We start from the raw sequence: 18,408 nt of genomic DNA on the forward strand, positions 1-18,408 counted from the left end.
TTAACGCTCCGCCCAGCTTGACACTGAACGGAACCCATTTCCTTCCAACGCCTCGTTAGCAAGAATAAAGCGTTCCCGAACCCGGTTGATTTCATCATCTGAAAAAAGACCGTCCGCGTCCAGGTCCGACGCCGCGACTGCTGCCCAAAGCGGTTCAGTAAACTCTTCAAACGTAACGGCTGCGTCACCGTCAATGTCAAAGTCATCGAAGTAAGGGACGGGCTTCGGCCTGGCCGTTTCTTCAGCCCCCGTCCAGCCGCCTTTCGGATCGACGACGGGAATATTACCGTTTTCAGCCGCTCCCATCACACCCCGGATACGGGCCGTTTGCTCACCAAGTTTTTGCCAAAACCGCACGGTGGCCTCTTCAAAAGTCGCCCCTTGACCATACAGATGATAGGCCGGTCCCCAGGCATCTTTTGAGAAGAAAACTTCAAGTTCTGCCTGCGTGACCACACCGTCCCGGTCCAGATCGTATCGCGCTGGCTCTTTGGTAATGGAAAACGAATACTTGTTCGAAACGACCCGCAAATAGTCCACTGCGTCCGCCTGAGACAGCACGCCATCCGCGTTCGACATCAGAGCGAAATAATTCCCAGCAACCTGCTGCCGAACGTCGTCGGTTGTGATCTCGGCAGGAGAAAAGGTCATAATGCTGCGAAACGCTGCACCGAGATAGAAATCAGCGCCATTTGGAAGTTCCACTTGTTCGGCGCCTGCCGAATTGATGAAACCAAGATACAGAAATGCGGAGCGCAGAGCGCAATTTCTCAGACGCAATCGATTGGGCATCTTTATAAACCTACACATGCTAATATTGTGAGTGAGTATTTGTCCTTTCCCTTCCCAATACAACCCAAACAGGAATCCAGGTACAGGCTGCTTTCTTACAATTTCACAAAATGAACTTTTTGAATTAACCTTAAACCCATTGTTTTCTGGAGGACTTTTAATGTCATCAAAACTTATGGCTGAATTCTTTGGTACCTTCTGGCTCGTGCTTGGCGGCTGTGGTAGCGCCGTTCTGGCCGCTGGGGTCGCCGATGTAGGTATCGGGTGGCTTGGCGTTGCCTTTGCCTTTGGCCTCACCGTTCTGACGATGGCCTATGCCGTTGGGCATATCTCGGGCGGTCATTTCAACCCCGCAGTCAGTCTTGGGCTGATGATCGGGGGGCGGTTTCCGGCGAAGGACCTTATCCCCTATTGGATCGCTCAGGTTATCGGCGCGATTGCTGCAGCCGCGGTCTTGTATCTGATCGTCAGCGGCGCGCCCGGCTTTGAAGGCGTGGGTGGGTTTGCCTCGAACGGATATGGTGAGGCATCACCCGAGGGCTATTCACTGATGTCCGCTCTGGTGATCGAGATCGTCATGACCGCGTTCTTCATCATCATCATCCTGGGGGCCACTTCCAGCGGCGCTCCTGCCGGGTTCGGCCCCATCGCCATCGGACTTGGATTGACATTGATCCACCTGATCTCGATCCCGGTGACCAACACATCCGTCAACCCGGCCCGGTCCACAGGGGTTGCTTTGTTCGCGGACGCGCCTGCCCTTGGGCAGCTCTGGCTATTCTGGGTCGCACCCCTGATCGGTGGCGCAATCGGCGCATTGATCTGGAAGGCGATGACAACAGACGACTAATGGCCAAGCGGGGGATTATTTCCCCCGCTTTCCTGTTCCTAAGCTATCATCCCTGACGAGACGACGCGAAACCAGGGAGGTAGACATGCTTCGAACACTGATGGTCACTGCGATAACGTTGACCGCGACAGCGGGACTGGCACAGGATGCCTGGCTGACAATCCCCGAAACGCCCGATATGTCCGAGGCCGCGTCCAGTGGTACCGCCAGCGTGAATGGCATCGACATGTATTACGCCACCTATGGATCGGCAGAGGGCACACCCGTCCTGTTGATCCATGGCGGTCTTGCGCATGGCGATATCTGGGCAGCACAAGTGGCTGATCTGTCCAGCGACCACAGCGTGATTGTGGCAGATACCCGAGGGCATGGCCGGTCAACCAATGATGGCAGCACCTACAGCTATGAATTGCTGGCGCAGGACTATCTGGCGCTGCTGGATCATCTGAATGTCGGACAGGTGCATCTGGTTGGATGGTCGGATGGTGCCAACATTGGCTACACGATTTCGACCACTGCGCCTGACCGTCTTGCCAGCCATTTCGCCCATGCGGGCAATGTCACGCTGGATGGGATCGATCCTTCAGTAGAAACCAACGAAGTCTTCGGTTCTTACGTCGGAATGATGGCCGGGGACTATGCCGCCATGTCCCCCACCCCGGACGGGTTCGAAGCGTTCCTGGGCGGTGTCGCGGCCATGTGGGCCACAGAAAAGCCCGGCGGGCTTGAGGGGCTGCAATCGGTGACCGTGCCCACTCTGGTCGTGCAGAGCGAACATGACGAGGCCATCCTTACCGAACACTCGCAAGCGATTGCCGAGGCGATCCCTGATGCTGATCTTCTGATTTTGAAAGACGTTAGTCACTTTGCGTCGTTTCAAGACCCGGATGCATATACGCAAGCGATCAGAGGCTTCATCGACCAATGACAAAAAACCCGGCGCTGGTGCCAGCGCCGGGTTCAAGGATTATTCGGTGACGGTGACTTTTTTCATCACGTCCGGCTGGCCGATAATGGCACCGTTCTGACCCTCACCGCGTTTGATCGCGTCAACCACGTCCATGCCGTCAGTCACCTGACCAACAACCGTGTACTGGCCGTTCAGGAACGGGCCCGGTTCGAACATGATAAAGAACTGCGAGTTTGCGCTGTTGGGGTCTTGCGCCCGCGCCATGCCAACCACGCCACGGTCGAATTCGAAATCAGAAAACTCGGCCGGAAGGTCTGCACGGTCGGAACCGCCTGTGCCGGCGCGGCGCATGTCGCCACCCAAACGGCCATGTTCCACGTCGCCGGTCTGCGCCATGAAGCCGTCAATCACGCGGTGAAACACCACGCCATCGTACTTGCCTTCATTGGCCAGAGCAGCGATCTGCTCAACATGTTTCGGAGCAATATCATCGAACAGGTCGATGGTGACAGTGCCATTGGCCCCCTCACCTTCGATCTCGACCTCAAGACCCGTGGCCAGCGCAGGGCTGGCCAACAAGGCAAAAGCAGCAGCCAGCTTATACATCAGCCGCCACCTTGACACTGATCATGCGGTCAGGGCTCGCTGGTGGCTCGCCTCGTACGATAGCGTCCACATGCTCCATTCCGTCGATGACACGGCCATAAACAGTGTACTGGCCGTTCAGGAAATGATTGTCGCCGAAGTTGATGAAGAACTGCGAGTTCGCCGAATCCGGGTTCTGCGACCGGGCCGCGCCCAAAGTGCCACGATCATGGGGCAGTTTCGAGAACTCGGCCGGAACGTTCGGCAGAGACGATCCGCCGGTGCCCGCCATGCGCAGGTTGAACCCGTCTTCCATGTCGCCATGCTGCACGTCGCCGGTCTGCGCCATGAAACCGTCGATCACACGGTGAAAGGCCACGTTGTCATATTCGCCATTGCGCGCCAGTTCTTTCATGCGGGCGCTGTGCTGCGGTGCCACGTCAGGCAGCAGCTCAATGACGACATTGCCGCCTTTGAGTTCGACGATGATTGTGTTTTCGGGATCCTTGATCTCGGCCATGAGGCCCTCCTGTCGTTTTATCTTGCGCAAATACCTATGCGCCGGGCGCGCGAATGCCAAGTGACGCATTGACCTGAGGGCAAAATGCAGGAAAAGAACCGCCTAAGTTACTTTCACATTTGTCGAGGATTGCGCGATGGGCTGGAAAACACTGGACGACATGGACCTGAACGGCAAACGCGTGCTGGTGCGCGTGGATATCAACGTGCCGGTGGTCGACGGGGTCGTGACCGACGCCACCCGTATTGAGCGCATCGTGCCGACCGTTAAGGACATCTTGGCCGCTGGCGGCAAGCCCATCCTGCTGGCGCATTTCGGACGCCCGGGCGGAGAGCGCCGGCAGAACCTGTCGCTGAAGCAGCTTGTTCCGACGCTGGAGACGGCCTTTGGCACCAAGGTTCGGTTTGGCGATGACTGCGTCGGGATCGAGGCGGAAACCGCAGCGGCCAACCTGGGTGCTGGCGAGGTGCTTTTACTGGAAAACACGCGCTTTCACGCTGCGGAAACAAAGAACAGTCCGGAACTGGCTGCCGGCATGGCAAAAATGGGCGACGTGTACTGCAACGATGCTTTTTCGGCGGCTCACCGCGCGCATAGCTCGACCGAGGCGCTTGCCCGTCTTCTGCCCGCCTGCGCGGGCCGCCTGATGCAGCAAGAGCTTAGCGCGTTGGAAGCCGCGTTAGGCGCGCCTAAACGCCCGGTCACTGCGGTGGTCGGCGGCGCCAAGGTTTCAACCAAGCTGGACCTGTTGGGCAACCTGATCGAAAAGGTGGATTACCTGATTATTGGCGGTGGCATGGCGAACACGTTCCTCGTCGCGCAAGGCGTAAACGTCGGCAAGTCACTGGCAGAAACCGCGATGAAGGACACTGCCGCCGAGATCCTGACCAAGGCCGAGACAACCGGCTGTCAGATTGTCCTGCCCCGCGATGTCGTGGTCGCTGAAAAGTTCGAAGCCCACGCCCCCAATCAGGTTCTACCAGCGGATCAATGCCCCGAAGACAGCATGATCCTTGACGCTGGTCCGGAAACCGTTGCGGAAATCACTGCGATTTTCGACAAGAGCCAAACGCTTATCTGGAACGGCCCGCTGGGTGCATTCGAGATTGAACCATTCGATGCCGCCACCAACGCAGCGGCCCTGAAAGCGGCTGAGCTGACACGGTCCGGACAGCTTGTGTCGGTCGCAGGCGGTGGTGACACGGTCGCTGCGCTGAATGCGTCCGGTGCTGCCAAGGACTTTTCATACATCTCGACTGCAGGGGGTGCCTTCCTGGAATGGATGGAAGGCAAAACGCTGCCCGGTGTTGCGGCACTGGATCAGTAACCCCTATCTGTCTGGCAATCGGCATTCATGGTACTCTCTTCGTCAAACCGTGAGATGCACCATGAAAGCTGTTGCCGTCCTTGCCACCACCCTGCTGCCCGTCACGACATATGCGCAATCCCACTGCAACGGGCACACACAGCTCGATCTCAATTTTTGCGCCAAAGAGAAATGGGAAGTGGCAGATCAGGATCTGAACAGCCTTTGGTCAGAGATCAAACCCTTATCGGACACGCGTGGTGATGGCCAAGCCCTGTTGACCGAGCAACGCGCCTGGCTGAAACGTCGTGACGCGACCTGTGACCCCGAGCTGGAAAGCGACGGTAGCGCGGCCCCCATGTTCTATTGGGCCTGCATGGAAGAACAAACCCTGCAGCGCAATCAAGCGCTTGAAGCCTGGCGATAACCACTTTTCAACCCAGCCAAATTTATGGGGCGAACATGTTTTTTCTGCTGATCATGAAAAATTGCGAATCGAGGGATTCACAAGCCGAATCACCTGTGACATAGTGCAGACAGATGTCCGAAAAGGGCACGTTTAGAGGCAGACTTCATACGGCGGTAAACAGAGTGTCCCGTTCCCATCGGCCCGGTTTGGGCGCAGTTGCATTTTTCATGGTGGCTTTCACGTTAGGTGTTTATTTCACCTTTGCCGCCGTGCAAGGCGACTATGGCCTGTTCCGACGGGTCGAGATTGCAGCGGAACGGGACGCCCTGTCGCGTGACTTGGCCAAACTTGATGCCGAGATCACGGAAATGGAAAACCTGACGCGCCGCCTGTCGGACAATTACCTGGATCTGGATCTTTTGGATCAGCAGGCGCGGTCCGTGCTAGGCATGATCCGCTCAGATGAGATCGTCATCCGCTGAACCGATTGAGCGATGGTTCTTTGACCAAAGCACCTGACGGCCCGGAATGAAATGGCTCACGCGGAACTTGGCCTGACGCTTTCTTTAGTCGGAAATTCATAACCGAATTCGGATATCTCGGCGGCAAAGACATTCGCCACGATATCGACGTTCGCATTATCGAAATTCTCGCCGTAGAAAACACCGATATCATATTCTTTTCGGATACCAGAGTTCCAACGCCGATCACCCAACGAGACATCTGTGATCCCCCTCTCAGCCATCAGGGTGTTGAAATCTGATTGCAAACTCTCGTAGCGCAGAACGCGGTCGACCGCCAATTGCCCATTCTCAGAATACAGATGAAAGTCTGAAAAGAATCGCAGCTGCAAATTGCAGAACCGATGAAACGATTCCCCAACATCAACAATCTTGTACCCGCGCTGGTGCATCCAGAAATAAAAAGCAGAAACCGCCTTATCCCACGGGTTGCGTTCGACGCAGAAGCTGAAACATCCGTCGCAAAGGTCCCCGAGATAAGTTCGCGCCACTGCGATTCCGTTGTGGGGATTGCGCGCCCGTACGTGGCCTTCCGACCTTTCCCTTAGCAAACGCAACGAGCCGCGTACAATGAACTGCTTGCCCGCGCGCTGTTCTTCCTCCTCCTTGGTGAAGGGCGTCGCAAAATCGCCCTTTGCAAGGTGCTTACTAAGTGCAATTTCAATAGAAGTCCCAGCAGTCTTTTTTGTTTTTATAAACATAAGCTTATCTTGTCGCAGGATCATCATTCGGAAAGAACTCCACAGTTCGGGCGCGAGCATCTATAGCCCAACGTAACTTGTCAAAAAAGCGTAGCGCCAGTCAATCGGAGATAACATCCGGGAAATGGAACTGACGCAAAAATGGCCTGAGTTTTGAAGCCGGACGGCTCGCCCTACGCTGCGTCACATTTCTGCTCGCCAGAAAGCAGGAAATGCTTTATGAAATAGTTTAACGCTAAACTATCTTGCCGAGAGGGGGAGATCGCCAACATGGCTGCGCGAAAAACCACAAAGAAACCAAACGTTTCTGCGGAAGAACTTACCGAATATTACCGTGAAATGCTGCTGATCCGCCGATTCGAAGAAAAGGCCGGTCAGCTCTATGGCATGGGTCTGATTGGCGGGTTCTGCCACCTCTATATTGGCCAAGAGGCCGTTGTCGTCGGCCTTGAGGCTGCGACTGAAGAAGGTGACAAGCGGATTACCTCTTACCGCGACCACGGTCACATGCTGGCTTGCGGCATGGATCCGGGTGGCGTGATGGCCGAGCTGACCGGTCGCATTGGCGGTCTGTCCAAAGGCAAGGGCGGCTCGATGCACATGTTCTCGAAAGAGAAGCACTTCTATGGCGGCCACGGCATTGTTGGCGCGCAGGTTCCGCTGGGTGCGGGTCTGGCATTTGCCGACAAATACAAAGGCAACGGTCGCGTGACCTTTACCTATTTCGGTGACGGTGCAGCGAACCAGGGCCAGGTTTATGAGACATTCAACATGGCCGCCCTTTGGGACCTGCCGGTAGTGTTCGTGATCGAGAACAACCAATACGCCATGGGTACGGCGCAGGCGCGCTCGACCTCGACCAAGGATATCTACCACCGCGGCGAAGCGTTCGGCATCCCCGGTGAGATCGTCAACGGCATGGATGTACTTGCGGTTAAAGCCGCAGGGGAAAAGGCTGTCGCGCACTGCCGTGCGGGTAAAGGCCCCTATATCCTCGAGATCAAGACCTACCGCTACCGCGGCCACTCGATGTCCGACCCGGCCAAGTACCGCACCCGCGAAGAGGTTCAGAAGGTTCGTGAGCAAAGCGACCCGATCGAACATGTGCGCGAGCTGCTGCTGACCGGTAAACACGCGACCGAGGATGATTTGAAGGCGATCGACAAAGAGATCAAAGAGATCGTCAATCAAGCCGCCGAATTCTCGAAAGAAAGCCCCGAGCCTTCCGTCGAAGAGCTCTGGACCGACATTTACGCCTGAGAGGACGACTAAGACATGGCAACCGAAATTCTCATGCCCGCCCTTTCGCCCACAATGGAAGAGGGCACATTGGCCAAGTGGCTGATCAAGGAAGGCGACACCGTATCCAGCGGCGACATCATGGCCGAGATCGAAACCGACAAGGCGACAATGGAGTTCGAAGCCGTCGATGAAGGCATCGTCGGCAAGATCCTGATCGCCGAAGGCACCGAAGGGGTAAAAGTGAACACTCCTATCGCGGTGCTGGTTGAAGAAGGCGAAGACGCCTCCGCCATTCCCGCAGCTGCACCTGCGGCGGTGGCCGAGGCGGCCCCTGCGGCAGCAGAGACCGCTGCCCCTGCTGCAACTGCACCTGCCGCGCCTAAGGTGGATCTTTCCCCGGACTGGCCAGCAGATGCGCCGATGAAACAGCAGACCGTGCGTGAAGCTTTGCGCGATGCGATGGCCGAAGAAATGCGTGGTGACGAGGACGTCTACCTGATGGGCGAAGAAGTCGCCGAGTATCAGGGCGCCTACAAAATCAGCCAGGGCATGCTGGACGAGTTCGGCAGCAAGCGCGTGATCGACACCCCGATTACCGAACACGGGTTTGCCGGCATCGCCGTCGGATCCGCCATGGCCGGACTGAAACCGATTGTCGAGTTCATGACCTTCAACTTCGCCATGCAGGCGATTGACCAGATCATCAACTCGGCGGCCAAGACGCTCTACATGTCCGGTGGTCAGATGGGTTGTCCTATCGTGTTCCGTGGCCCCAACGGTGCCGCTGCTCGCGTCGGTGCGCAGCACAGCCAGGATTACGCAGCGTGGTATATGCAAATACCGGGCCTGAAAGTGGTGATGCCCTATTCCGCAGCCGATGCAAAAGGTCTGTTGAAGTCGGCGATCCGCGATCCGAACCCGGTTGTGTTCTTAGAAAACGAAATCCTTTACGGTCGTTCTTTCGACATGCCGCAGGTGGACGATCTGACCGTCCCGCTGGGCAAGGCGCGTATCTGGCGCGAAGGCACGGATGTAACCATCGTCAGCTTTGGCATCGGCATGCAATATGCGCTTGAGGCCGCCGACAAGCTGGCCGAGGACGGTATCAGTGCCGAGGTGATCGACCTGCGCACTATCCGGCCAATGGACACAGGCGCGATTATCAACTCTGTGATGAAGACCAACCGTCTGGTGACCGTCGAAGAAGGCTGGCCGCAAGGCTCGGTCGGCGGCTACATCTCATCCGTGGTGATGCAGGAAGCGTTCGATTACCTCGACGCGCCGGTCATCAACTGCACCGGCAAGGATGTTCCGATGCCTTATGCCGCAAATCTGGAAAAGCTGGCCCTGATCACAACCGAAGAAGTGATCGCCGCCGTCAAACAAGTGACCTACCGGTAAGGAGCGACAGACAGATGCCTACAGAAATTCTGATGCCCGCCCTGTCGCCGACCATGGAGGAAGGCACCCTTGCCAAATGGCTGGTCAAGGAAGGCGACACCGTCTCGTCCGGCGACCTGCTGGCGGAGATTGAAACTGACAAAGCCACGATGGAATTCGAGGCCGTCGACGAAGGCACAATCGGCAAGATCCTGATCCCCGAAGGTACCGAAGGGGTCAAAGTAAACACCGCGATCGCGGTGCTGCTGGAAGACGGCGAAAGCGCGGATGACATTGCCGCAGCCCCTGCCGCTGCGCCGGCGGCTGCTCCTGCTGCTGCCGCGAGCAACGAGGCTGCCGCGCCAGCGGCACCCGAGGCGCCCGCCCCTGCTCCGGCTGCTCCGGCCAAGGCGGATGGCGGTCGGATCTTCGCATCTCCGCTGGCCCGCCGTATCGCGGCCCAGAAAGGTCTTGATCTGGCGCAGATCGCTGGTTCTGGCCCACATGGGCGGATCGTGAAAGCAGATGTCGAAGGCGCAACTGCAACTGCCCCGGCTCCGGCTGCCGCATCCGCACCCGCCGCTGCTGCACCGGCAGCCGCCGCAGCTCCGGCCGGTCCGTCCGCGGATGCTGTTGCCCGGATGTACGAAGGTCGCGACTACGAAGAGATCAAGCTGGATGGGATGCGCAAGACCATTGCTGCCCGCCTGTCCGAAGCCAAGCAGACGATCCCGCATTTCTACCTGCGCCGCGATATCAAGCTGGACGCGTTGCTCAAGTTCCGCAGCCAGCTGAACAAGCAGCTGGAAGGCCGTGGCGTAAAGTTGAGCGTCAACGACTTCATCATTAAGGCCGTCGCCAACGCGCTGCAACAGGTTCCCGCCTGCAACGCTGTCTGGGCCGGTGACCGGGTTCTGCAATTGAAACCCTCGGACGTAGCGGTCGCGGTTGCGATCGAAGGCGGTCTGTTCACACCGGTCCTGCAGGACGCCGACACTAAGTCGCTGTCCGCGCTCTCGGCTGAGATGAAGGACCTTGCCGGTCGCGCGCGTGAGCGCAAGCTGGCCCCGCATGAATATCAGGGGGGCACCTTCGCGGTCTCGAACCTCGGCATGTTCGGCATCGACAATTTCGATGCCATCGTGAACCCGCCGCATGCGGGCATCTTGGCAGTGGGAACAGGGCTGAAAAAACCGGTTGTCGGCGATGACGGTGAACTGACAGTAGCTACTGTTATGTCGGTGACAATGTCTGTCGATCACCGGGTCATTGACGGTGCGCTTGGCGCCCAGTTGCTGCAGGCCATTGTGGACAACCTGGAAAACCCGATGGTCATGCTGGCCTAAGGAAAATCAGGGTCGCGCCGATACCAGACCGGCGCGACCCAACCAGATCACAACCGTCATGTGAGCGCTTGTGATCACCGCGCGTGTTGCGCCGGTACCTACCCTCAACCACCTTGTCTGAATGAAAATCACGGACACAGGTGCCCTATGACTTCTACCTTTTCTGTAAACTGTTTGCTGGTTGCAGCCCTTGTGTTTGGTATGCCGACGGTTGCGGCGGCTAAGCCCAATACCTATCCGGGCGAACATTCCGCCTTCAGTTCTGATCCAGCCGAAACGGCTAAACGTGAAGCTGAACGCGCGAAAAGGAAAGAAGAACGAAAAAAGCGGCGTGAAGAACAGCGGCGCAAACGGTCGATCAAAAAGAACGACCGCTTGAACTGACTTGAGTTACTGGTCTTTGCCCAGCATGTGATCCATCGAGATCGAGGGTTGATCGCACCCGGCCTCTCCGACGATCTTCGCCGGTATTCCGGCCACGGTTTTGCACGCAGGCACTTCCTGCAGCACCACCGAGCCTGCAGCAATACGGCTGCAATGCCCAACTACGATATTGCCCAGAACCTTGGCACCTGCCCCGATCAGCACGCCATCGCCAATCGTGGGGTGGCGCTGTTCTTCTTCCTTGCCGGTCCCGCCAAGGGTCACCGAATGCAACATCGAGACGTTGTCGCCAACGATCGCCGTTTCACCAATCACGATCGAATGCGCGTGGTCGATCATGATACCTTTCCCGATCTTTGCCGCGGGGTGGATATCAATCCCGAAAATCTCGGACGAGCGCATCTGAAAGAAGTACGCCAGATCATAACGCCCCTTGCGCCACAACCAGTGCCCCACGCGATAGGCTTGCATCGCCTGATACCCTTTGAAGTAAAGGATTGGTTGCAACAGGCGGTGGCAGGCCGGGTCGCGTTCGTAGACGGCCATCAAATCCGCGCGCGCAGCTTCGAGCAGTGCGGGGTCGTCGGCGTAGGCTTCGTCCACGATCTCGCGCAGCACCATCATCGACATTTCGTTCGAGCACAGCTTGGCCGCAATCCGGTAGGACAGCGCCCGTTCCAGGCTACGGTGGTGCAAGATACAGGCGTGAACCAGCCCACCCATCAAAGGCTCAATCTCAACTGCCGACTGAGCTTCGGCGGTGATGCGATCCCAAACAGGGTCGACAGGGGTCACGTGGCTGCGCGTTTCGAACATGGCTTTTCATCCTTTGCTGCGCCTAGAATGCCATTTAGTTGTAAAATCACCAAACGCAAACCCGTGATCTGCAGGGCAACGAAAATGAATGAAACCCAGTTGGAGGATTTCGAAGCCCGTATCCGCGCGCGATTGGACGAATTGGCCGCGCATTCTGCGCTTGGAACCGAGGCACAGGCAGTTGTTGAACTGGACCAACAGGCAGTCGGGCGGCTCAGCCGGATGGACGCCCTGCAAAATCAGGCCATGGCCAAGGCTCAGCAAGCGAATCGTGATATCGAAACACGCCGGTTGTCAGTGGCCCTGACCCGGATCAAAGATGGAGAATTCGGGTATTGCGAGGATTGCGGCGAAGAGATTCCGGTTGGTCGTCTGAACCTTGATCCAGCGGCCAGCAAGTGCGTCAGCTGCGCATCCGGGTAACGCGAAATTGAACCAGGCATCGCAGAACCATCTCAAAACACTGGCAATATTGCAAATCGTCAAAGCTTGGCTCGTTGGCCAATGGCCGGGTTCGGGCCACTGTCATCAATGAGCCATTACCAAACAGCGGGTGTAGCCGGCCTGTATGGCCGACATAGATGTCGGCCAGTTCAGCTTCGTTGATCATTCTAGTGCACAGGCGTTCCCGGTCGGAAGGCGGCGCGTTTAGCAACACCCGCGCCGCGGCACTTACATCGCCGTGCAAAACAGGACGCATAACTGCCTTACCCAACCAGAAGACGTGCGGCGGGACCCGGCCCGTAGCTGGCTGAGATCTGTGCCACATCAACCTCGTAAGTGCCGGTTACGCCATCGGCGGCTTTCATCGTTGATGGGTATGTCCAGCGCGGCTCTGACGTAACCTGTTCGCGTATTACTGACCCGTTGATCCTGATTTTCACCAGATAGGATTCAGTCTCTTCCCCTAGCGGCACGTCAAATCCATCCCAGCCATCGCCGTCCAGCCGGGTTCGACGGATCCACGAAATTTCATCACCCGCTCCGATTTTTGCCAATTTGACATGCACCGGAGCATATGGCCGAAGTCCGTTGCCGTTGAAGGCGTGAACCTGGTGGAGGAAAGAAGTATCGTCATAGGCACGCGTTCCCGGCCCAATGCGATAATGTTTCGCCACCCGCCTTTCAGACCGCAACAGCCCGGTTTGGAAAACTCTTTCATCCAGCAAGACAAAAGTTGAACCTTCAGGCCAGGTGTCAGGCATGACACTGTCCGTCCCCAATTGCCCGCGCAGGCGCCCTGAAAGGGCGTAGGTCCCCTGACCCACAAGTTCGGCGCTGGCGAACTGGAACAGTTCCCAGTTGCCGGGCGTCCCGTCCCCTATTGCGGCCAGATTGGCACCATTCAACAAAGCGTCGCGCGGGCGCGATTCCAGCAAGCCATCGACCAGCCTGACGCGCAGCGGCGCACCGTCGTCCCAAACCCCTACGCCGGCGCGCCGCAAAGGCGATTGAGTAAACCCGATGACGGCCTGTGCCGAGATAACCTCTTGCAAGGTATAATCCTCATCATTCACAGCCGAATACATTGCAGCGCCGCCGGGCCAGGGGTCGGCAGACACAGCCAGGTAAGGCGCATGCGGCACCTCTGAGCCGGTAATCAGCGGCAGATCCATGAACACTGGCAGAACCGGAACCGGGGCGACAAAGGGCTTGGTCGAGACTAGGTCATCAGGCAGATCAGACGGCGCGTATATTCCCGGTTCGATCCGAACGGCATCCGCCAATTGCATCTCAGCTTGTTCCAGTCGATCGATCCTGAAACGCGCACCCTGTCCGCCTTCATCCAGGCTGACGACATCCCCCGCGCCGATGTGCCCCAACGAAGGCGGCAGCGCAAAGCGCACGGTTTCGCGGGACACCCGCGCCTCGCTTAGCCACCGTTCCGCCGTCTGGCGACCTTCGGCACGGGTCATGGACAGGGGCATCTCGTTGACAGACACCGAATGCGTCCGCGTGTCGGGCAGAACGGCCTCTTCCGCGACGATGTCATGATCCCCATCCGATTGAACAAAGCGCAAGCGCACCCGGCCAGTCATTTCAGCCTCGGCTTCGCGGCGATGTTCGATACCGGCCTCAATATCAGAGCTGAGCGCCAGATGTTCCTGTTCCAGCGCGATGGCGCGTTGCCCATTGCGCATCTGAAACCGCAATACGCCATCCCTCTCGATTGCATCGAAACCATAGCGCAGCATCAGCGGCTGCAACGCTGATCGCGCGTCTGAGACCTGTTCAATAGCATAGCCACGCACCACAGCATAAAGGCGCGACGTGTCGATGTCGGTCACTCCAGCCCCATGACAAATCTCGGTCACTACCGATGCCAGCGTGCGCGACCCCGACCGCCCGTTCAACCAATGCCCTCGCGCGTAATTCTCGCCATCACTCCACTGGCTTTGCAGGTTCGGGAAGGTTGGATATGGCCGCGCATCCCAGGCCCAGACATAAGCGTTGGACAGATCAATCATGCGGCCGCCGTAAGTATTGGAAACCGGGTTGTTTTTTGCCTCGGACCAATAGCCCAAAATCGCCTTGAGATATTGCACCTGAATGAAATCATCCCGCAGACCGTTGGAATAGCGCGGCAGCTTGGATTCCGAGGATTTCGGGTCCAGAAACTTGTTCGGCTGATTGGTACCTTTGTCGATGGCCGCACAACCCAGTTCCGTGAACCAGATCGGCTTGGACCGAGGCACCCATGCGGTCCGATTGGCTTGACGCACGCCTCCGATCCGTTCGTGATGCGGTTGCGACCACCAGTTGCGTATATCCTTATATCGCCAGATCCAGGCCTCATCATGCGCCTGATCTTCGATCGCAGACCGGATCTGCGCTTTGGATTCCTCGGTCGAGGCGTAGTACCAGTCGTACCCTTCCCCACCTTCAACATTGCCGCGCAGGTAGTCCAGATCATAGATCGCATCTACGCCCGCTTTGGCGTCGGCGTGATCTTCTCCGTCCCGCCAATCGGACAGGGGCATGTAGTTGTCGATACCAACGAAGTCGATATTGTCATCGGCCCAAAGCGGATCCAGATGAAAGTACCGGTCGCTGCCAGCATCGACGGGTTTGTAACCGAAATACTCGCTCCAGTCGGCCGCGTAGCCGATTTTGGTGTTCGGCCCGAGGATTTTGCGCACTTCCGCCGCGAGGATTTGCATCTGCGCCACCGCAGGAAACCCGGTCGCGCCCCTGATTTGCGTCAGGCCGCGCATCTCGGATGCGATGCAGAACGACGCCACTCCACCAGCTGCCTTGCAGAGCGCCGCATAGTGCAAAATAAACCGAAACAAACCCCATTCCTGCGGGCCGGTATAGGTGACGGTGCCATCGCCGACGACAAAGTCACCAGCGCGGGCCTGGCCAAAGAACTGCGCAACCTGCGCGTCAGCCCCGGCTGTCTTGTCCGGGGATCCGTTGCGGCCTGGTGCCTCGCTCAGCGTGATCCGCCCTCGCCAAGGCAGGTGCGGTTGATCGGTGGCATCAGACCACGGATCCGGCAGGCCATTGCCGCGCAATTGGTCCATCAAGATGAAGGGATAGAACATCACCCGCTTGCCGGATGTGTTCAGATGCCGGATCGCCTCGACCACCGACGCATCCGCAGGTGTCGCCCCATAAACTGGTCGATCATTTTCGATCTGAACAACCTGTGCAGCAGCTCGGGATACGCCTGATACGCTCCACGGCATGTTCTCGCCATCAAACTCTTTGTGCAGGACCTTTGGCTGCACCTTGCACTGACCGCACCGCAGATCGTCGCCAAACCACGACACGACAAGCGATACCGCTTCGCAGGCGGGTAATTCAGCATTCAGCGCGTGAGTTGAGGTGATCAGATCGGAAACGCCCGAAGCCGAATGCACGTTCGCAGCCCAGCTTTGCCCCTGCCCTTTGGAATAATTCACCTGCCTGCTGGCCAAAGAATACTCGCCCGTACCCGGGATCATCGCCACGCCGCGCACGATCTGGGATACAGCACCGGGTGTGTCGGGCAGCCCCGGCTGTTCCTGTCGGACAACCTCAAAGGAAAACTGCGGGACCCGGTTGCCGAATGCAGCAAGCTGTAGGTCCTCGATCACCACATATGCGGTGCCCCGGTACGCAGGGACCTGTCCGGTGCCCTCGACCGCCTCGATTAACGGGTCAGGCAATTGATTGTCGGTGCCCTTGTACAGGCGCACATTCAGCCCGGCGCGCTCAAGCTCTTCACCATCGGCCCAGATACGCGAGATGTCAGAGATCTGCCCAGCGCCCACGGCAATCGCCAGCGAGATCGAATAGCTGTAGGTATGCGTGGTCGTGGTTGTTGTGGCCGAACTTGGCCGCCGCGACCCTTTTCCGCCCCGCGTGGATTGCGTTGTCGTGCTGGTGCTGCGGGTTTCCAGAAAGTCCGACGCCCAGATGATCTGCCCACCGACACGCATACGTCCGAACACGGTAGTGACCGAAGCCCCCTCTCCGGTTTCGGTCAGGCGGAAACGATCCAGACGCCCGGTTTCGACAACCTCGCTGCCGCCACCCATCACAGATTGGCTCATCAGCCGCTGGTCGATGACCCGCCCCAACGTTGCGCCGACAGCCCGGCCAATAATTGCCGTGGAAAGACCCGCGACAGTGCCACCGATCGAGCCGCCAAGAGCAGCACCTGCTGCGGAAAGTACAATCGTAGCCATTTACTTGACCTCCAGCGGGAATGCGAAACAGGCGACAACCCGGCGACGCCAAGGGTCGCTCAGGGCGTTTTCCACAACGCCTTGCCCGGAATATGCGTGAATGAACCGCGGGACCGCGCCGGTTTCGCTGACAACACCCACATGTTTGGCGACGCCGCCATCGCGCATGCGGAACAGCAATACGTCGCCTGCTGCCAGTTCCGAGGGTCGCTTTGATGTCAAATTCCGGCGGGCCGCATCCCACATGCGTTCATCCCCCTGCGGCTCTGACCAGTCCATGCTGTAGCTCGGCACGGACTCCGGCTCAGCTCCGTACAGCGCGCGCCAGATTCCGCGTAGCAATCCCAAACAATCCGCCCCCGCGCCCCTGACGGACGCCTGATGCACATACGGCGTGCCTAGCCATCGGCGCGCTTCTGCAACTATATCCTGCCGGTCTATTGTCATCGTCTGCTGCCCCCTTTATTCGGTTTGTCTTTCTTAGGAACAGCCATCACCCAATCCTCGCCCGGCAAGTCCGGAAAACCTTGAAAATTTATGAGGTTGTTGAATTTTCTTCGACAGGTTTCCATGCGTTTGTCGCACCCGGCGGTTAGCCGGACTCGATCACCGACTGTCAGTCCGCCACTGATCCCCGCCCATAAGGTGACATTGCGCCCGCCCGTGATACGCTCATCCTGTTTCACCGACGCCCAAAGACCCGAGGCCGTGCCGGAAATTACATCCAGACGGCCACGTTCGAACCATCCCATATCCGGCGCGTCCGCCCCTTTCAGTTGAAGCACACTGCCCGCCGACAGGTTGAAGATCTCAGCCTCTGCCTGAAAACCGGCCGCTGCCACGTTGAATCGGCACGCATCGTCGCCTAGCACTGCGGTGCAAGGTTTTTGGTAAATCCGCCCCAAGGGCCGGTTCAGCAGATCCGTCAGCCCACGCAGCTCAGCATGAAAGGCCCCGCCACCGCGACGCATTTCCCCGATTGAACCACGAAACTGTAGAGTTCGTTGTTCGGGGTCTGCCCAGTTCACGTGCCAAGCCTGAACCTGAGCACCGTCAAACCGTCCGGCCTCAATATCCTCTTCCCTAATCGCGGCATCAGACAGCGCACCCATCGCTTCAGAGTTATCGATCGAAAGCCCGGTTGCCTGTTCGATCGCTGCCGCGGTTAGGCCAGAGCTTGCTTTGAATGTCAGCCCGTCAAAGCGCAACTCCATATCATGATCGGTAAACCCATAGACCTGCCCATCCGTGCGCGTGATGGCCCAGCATCGACAGGTGGTGGTCATCCCGCTTTGCAGATGCTCCTGCAACCCCTGTGCATTACCGCCCATCAGACCCGCACCTCGACCACCGGAACGTTGGGCACGTCGCCTGCCTGAAAGCTGGCCACGCTGGTCTGAATCTTGTCGGTGTCAAAACGAACGGGCACGTCAAACTCGAACCCTGCCGTAATCTCGACGTCTTGCGGTGGCGCGTTCGTAAACGTGACCCGGCCCCGCGCCAGATCCACCTCGAAATCCACGCCTTCGCGCATTTCGTCCTGCTCAAGGCCAAGTTTGACGGTCCCTAGAACTGGTTTGAGGATCGGACGGACGTATTTGAACCCGCCAGAGCTGTAGGTTTTCACCAACTGGAACTCGGTTGTCTTGCCGTCGCCGCGTGCAATAACCTGATCGGCATTGTCTACCTCAGCCGTTGCTGCGCCCGACTTGAAGTCAGACCAATCCTTCCACCGAAATCCGAACATCTGCCCCTGCCGCGCCTCGAAGAACGAAATCAGCGCTTCGATATCATCCAACGAGCGCATCCCCAGCCCGGCATCATAGCGTCGCCTTGAATGGGCCCAGGGCGTGTTGCGTTCTTCAAACCCGTTGGCCAGCGTCACGATATCTGTGCGCCGCTCGGGGCCGCCCACCGAACCAAAGCTCAGGCTGGCGGGAAATCTAACCTCATGGAAATTCATGGCCTGC

The 18,408-nt window shown here is 58.0% G+C and carries 19 protein-coding genes; 9 read left to right on the forward strand and 10 right to left on the reverse strand.

From position 1 onward, the window contains the following. Nucleotides 1–855 carry a hypothetical protein gene (locus AC2FID_RS11745; RefSeq protein ID WP_496696761.1) on the reverse strand — a complete coding sequence of 285 codons (855 nt, stop codon included), beginning with the start codon at nt 853–855 and terminating at the stop codon, nt 1–3. Between the two features lie 97 nt (nt 856–952). On the opposite strand from AC2FID_RS11745, the gene aqpZ reads away from it, so the two are divergent. Together aqpZ and AC2FID_RS11755 are read left to right on the forward strand one after the other, a co-directional pair. Continuing rightward, nucleotides 953–1,642 (forward strand): aquaporin Z, encoded by a 690-nt coding sequence (gene aqpZ / locus AC2FID_RS11750; RefSeq protein WP_108860372.1) that lies wholly within the window; start codon nt 953–955, stop codon nt 1,640–1,642. 85 nt (nt 1,643–1,727) lie between these two features. Continuing rightward, nucleotides 1,728–2,570: an alpha/beta fold hydrolase gene (locus tag AC2FID_RS11755; RefSeq protein WP_496760995.1), complete on the forward strand. Its 843-nt coding sequence runs from the start codon at nt 1,728–1,730 to the stop codon at nt 2,568–2,570. Nucleotides 2,571–2,609: 39 nt separating this feature from the next. On the opposite strand, the gene AC2FID_RS11760 is transcribed toward AC2FID_RS11755, so the two are convergent. Both AC2FID_RS11760 and AC2FID_RS11765 read right to left on the reverse strand, forming a co-directional pair. Continuing rightward, nucleotides 2,610–3,158, reverse strand: coding sequence for a peptidylprolyl isomerase (locus tag AC2FID_RS11760; RefSeq protein ID WP_109311395.1), 549 nt, complete (start codon nt 3,156–3,158; stop codon nt 2,610–2,612). Continuing rightward, nucleotides 3,151–3,657, reverse strand: a complete 507-nt coding sequence (locus AC2FID_RS11765; RefSeq protein ID WP_108860369.1) for a peptidylprolyl isomerase — start codon at nt 3,655–3,657, stop codon at nt 3,151–3,153. Before AC2FID_RS11765 ends, AC2FID_RS11760 begins: the two co-directional genes overlap by 8 nt. A gap of 136 nt (nt 3,658–3,793) precedes the next feature. Between AC2FID_RS11765 and AC2FID_RS11770 the strand changes: the two genes are divergently transcribed. The 3 genes from AC2FID_RS11770 (at nt 3,794) to AC2FID_RS11780 (ending at nt 5,854) form a co-directional block, all read left to right on the forward strand. Further along, nucleotides 3,794–4,984, forward strand: a complete 1,191-nt coding sequence (locus AC2FID_RS11770; protein WP_496754399.1) for a phosphoglycerate kinase — start codon at nt 3,794–3,796, stop codon at nt 4,982–4,984. Between the two features lie 61 nt (nt 4,985–5,045). Beyond that, entirely contained in the window at nt 5,046–5,390 is a 345-nt protein-coding gene (locus AC2FID_RS11775; RefSeq protein ID WP_058277516.1) for a lysozyme inhibitor LprI family protein, read from the forward strand. A 164-nt stretch (nt 5,391–5,554) separates the two neighbouring features. Further along, on the forward strand, nt 5,555–5,854 hold the full coding sequence (locus tag AC2FID_RS11780) for an FtsB family cell division protein (RefSeq protein ID WP_058273997.1): 300 nt from the start codon (nt 5,555–5,557) through the stop codon (nt 5,852–5,854). Between the two features lie 56 nt (nt 5,855–5,910). Here AC2FID_RS11780 and AC2FID_RS11785 read toward each other — a convergent pair whose 3' ends face one another. Continuing rightward, nucleotides 5,911–6,621, reverse strand: coding sequence for a hypothetical protein (locus AC2FID_RS11785; RefSeq protein WP_496836943.1), 711 nt, complete (start codon nt 6,619–6,621; stop codon nt 5,911–5,913). Between the two features lie 243 nt (nt 6,622–6,864). Between AC2FID_RS11785 and pdhA the strand changes: the two genes are divergently transcribed. The 3 genes from pdhA to AC2FID_RS11800 are packed head-to-tail and all read left to right on the forward strand — an operon-like array spanning nt 6,865 to nt 10,562. Then, nucleotides 6,865–7,854 carry a pyruvate dehydrogenase (acetyl-transferring) E1 component subunit alpha gene (gene pdhA, locus AC2FID_RS11790; protein WP_058273998.1) on the forward strand — a complete coding sequence of 330 codons (990 nt, stop codon included), beginning with the start codon at nt 6,865–6,867 and terminating at the stop codon, nt 7,852–7,854. Between the two features lie 15 nt (nt 7,855–7,869). Next, the gene (locus AC2FID_RS11795) at nt 7,870–9,237 is read left to right on the forward strand and encodes a pyruvate dehydrogenase complex E1 component subunit beta (protein ID WP_282169358.1); all 1,368 of its coding nucleotides are present in this window, start codon (nt 7,870–7,872) and stop codon (nt 9,235–9,237) included. Nucleotides 9,238–9,251: 14 nt separating this feature from the next. Then, entirely contained in the window at nt 9,252–10,562 is a 1,311-nt protein-coding gene (locus AC2FID_RS11800) for a pyruvate dehydrogenase complex dihydrolipoamide acetyltransferase (protein WP_496836946.1), read from the forward strand. Nucleotides 10,563–10,952: 390 nt separating this feature from the next. On the opposite strand, the gene cysE is transcribed toward AC2FID_RS11800, so the two are convergent. Then, entirely contained in the window at nt 10,953–11,762 is an 810-nt protein-coding gene (gene cysE, locus AC2FID_RS11805) for a serine O-acetyltransferase (protein WP_058277511.1), read from the reverse strand. 84 nt (nt 11,763–11,846) lie between these two features. Here cysE and AC2FID_RS11810 point away from each other — a divergent pair, with 84 nt between their 5' ends. Next, entirely contained in the window at nt 11,847–12,185 is a 339-nt protein-coding gene (locus AC2FID_RS11810) for a TraR/DksA family transcriptional regulator (protein ID WP_108860362.1), read from the forward strand. Here the strand turns inward: AC2FID_RS11810 and AC2FID_RS11815 are convergent. From AC2FID_RS11815 to AC2FID_RS11835, 5 genes are read right to left on the reverse strand one after another with little or no spacing between them, the layout of a single operon-like run. Next, nucleotides 12,166–12,462 carry a DUF7742 family protein gene (locus tag AC2FID_RS11815; RefSeq protein WP_108860361.1) on the reverse strand — a complete coding sequence of 99 codons (297 nt, stop codon included), beginning with the start codon at nt 12,460–12,462 and terminating at the stop codon, nt 12,166–12,168. The genes AC2FID_RS11810 and AC2FID_RS11815 overlap by 20 nt on opposite strands. A 7-nt stretch (nt 12,463–12,469) precedes the next feature. Next, nucleotides 12,470–16,438, reverse strand: coding sequence for a baseplate multidomain protein megatron (locus AC2FID_RS11820; protein ID WP_496836949.1), 3,969 nt, complete (start codon nt 16,436–16,438; stop codon nt 12,470–12,472). Beyond that, entirely contained in the window at nt 16,439–16,885 is a 447-nt protein-coding gene (locus tag AC2FID_RS11825) for an NlpC/P60 family protein (RefSeq protein ID WP_496836951.1), read from the reverse strand. Continuing rightward, nucleotides 16,882–17,769, reverse strand: a complete 888-nt coding sequence (locus AC2FID_RS11830) for a phage/gene transfer agent baseplate hub protein (RefSeq protein WP_496836952.1) — start codon at nt 17,767–17,769, stop codon at nt 16,882–16,884. Before AC2FID_RS11830 ends, AC2FID_RS11825 begins: the two co-directional genes overlap by 4 nt. After that, nucleotides 17,769–18,401, reverse strand: a complete 633-nt coding sequence (locus AC2FID_RS11835; protein WP_282169354.1) for a DUF2460 domain-containing protein — start codon at nt 18,399–18,401, stop codon at nt 17,769–17,771. Before AC2FID_RS11835 ends, AC2FID_RS11830 begins: the two co-directional genes overlap by 1 nt. Between the last annotated feature and the right edge of the window lie 7 nt (nt 18,402–18,408).

The sequence above is a fragment of the Ruegeria sp. CDSC068 genome, from assembly GCF_059610545.1.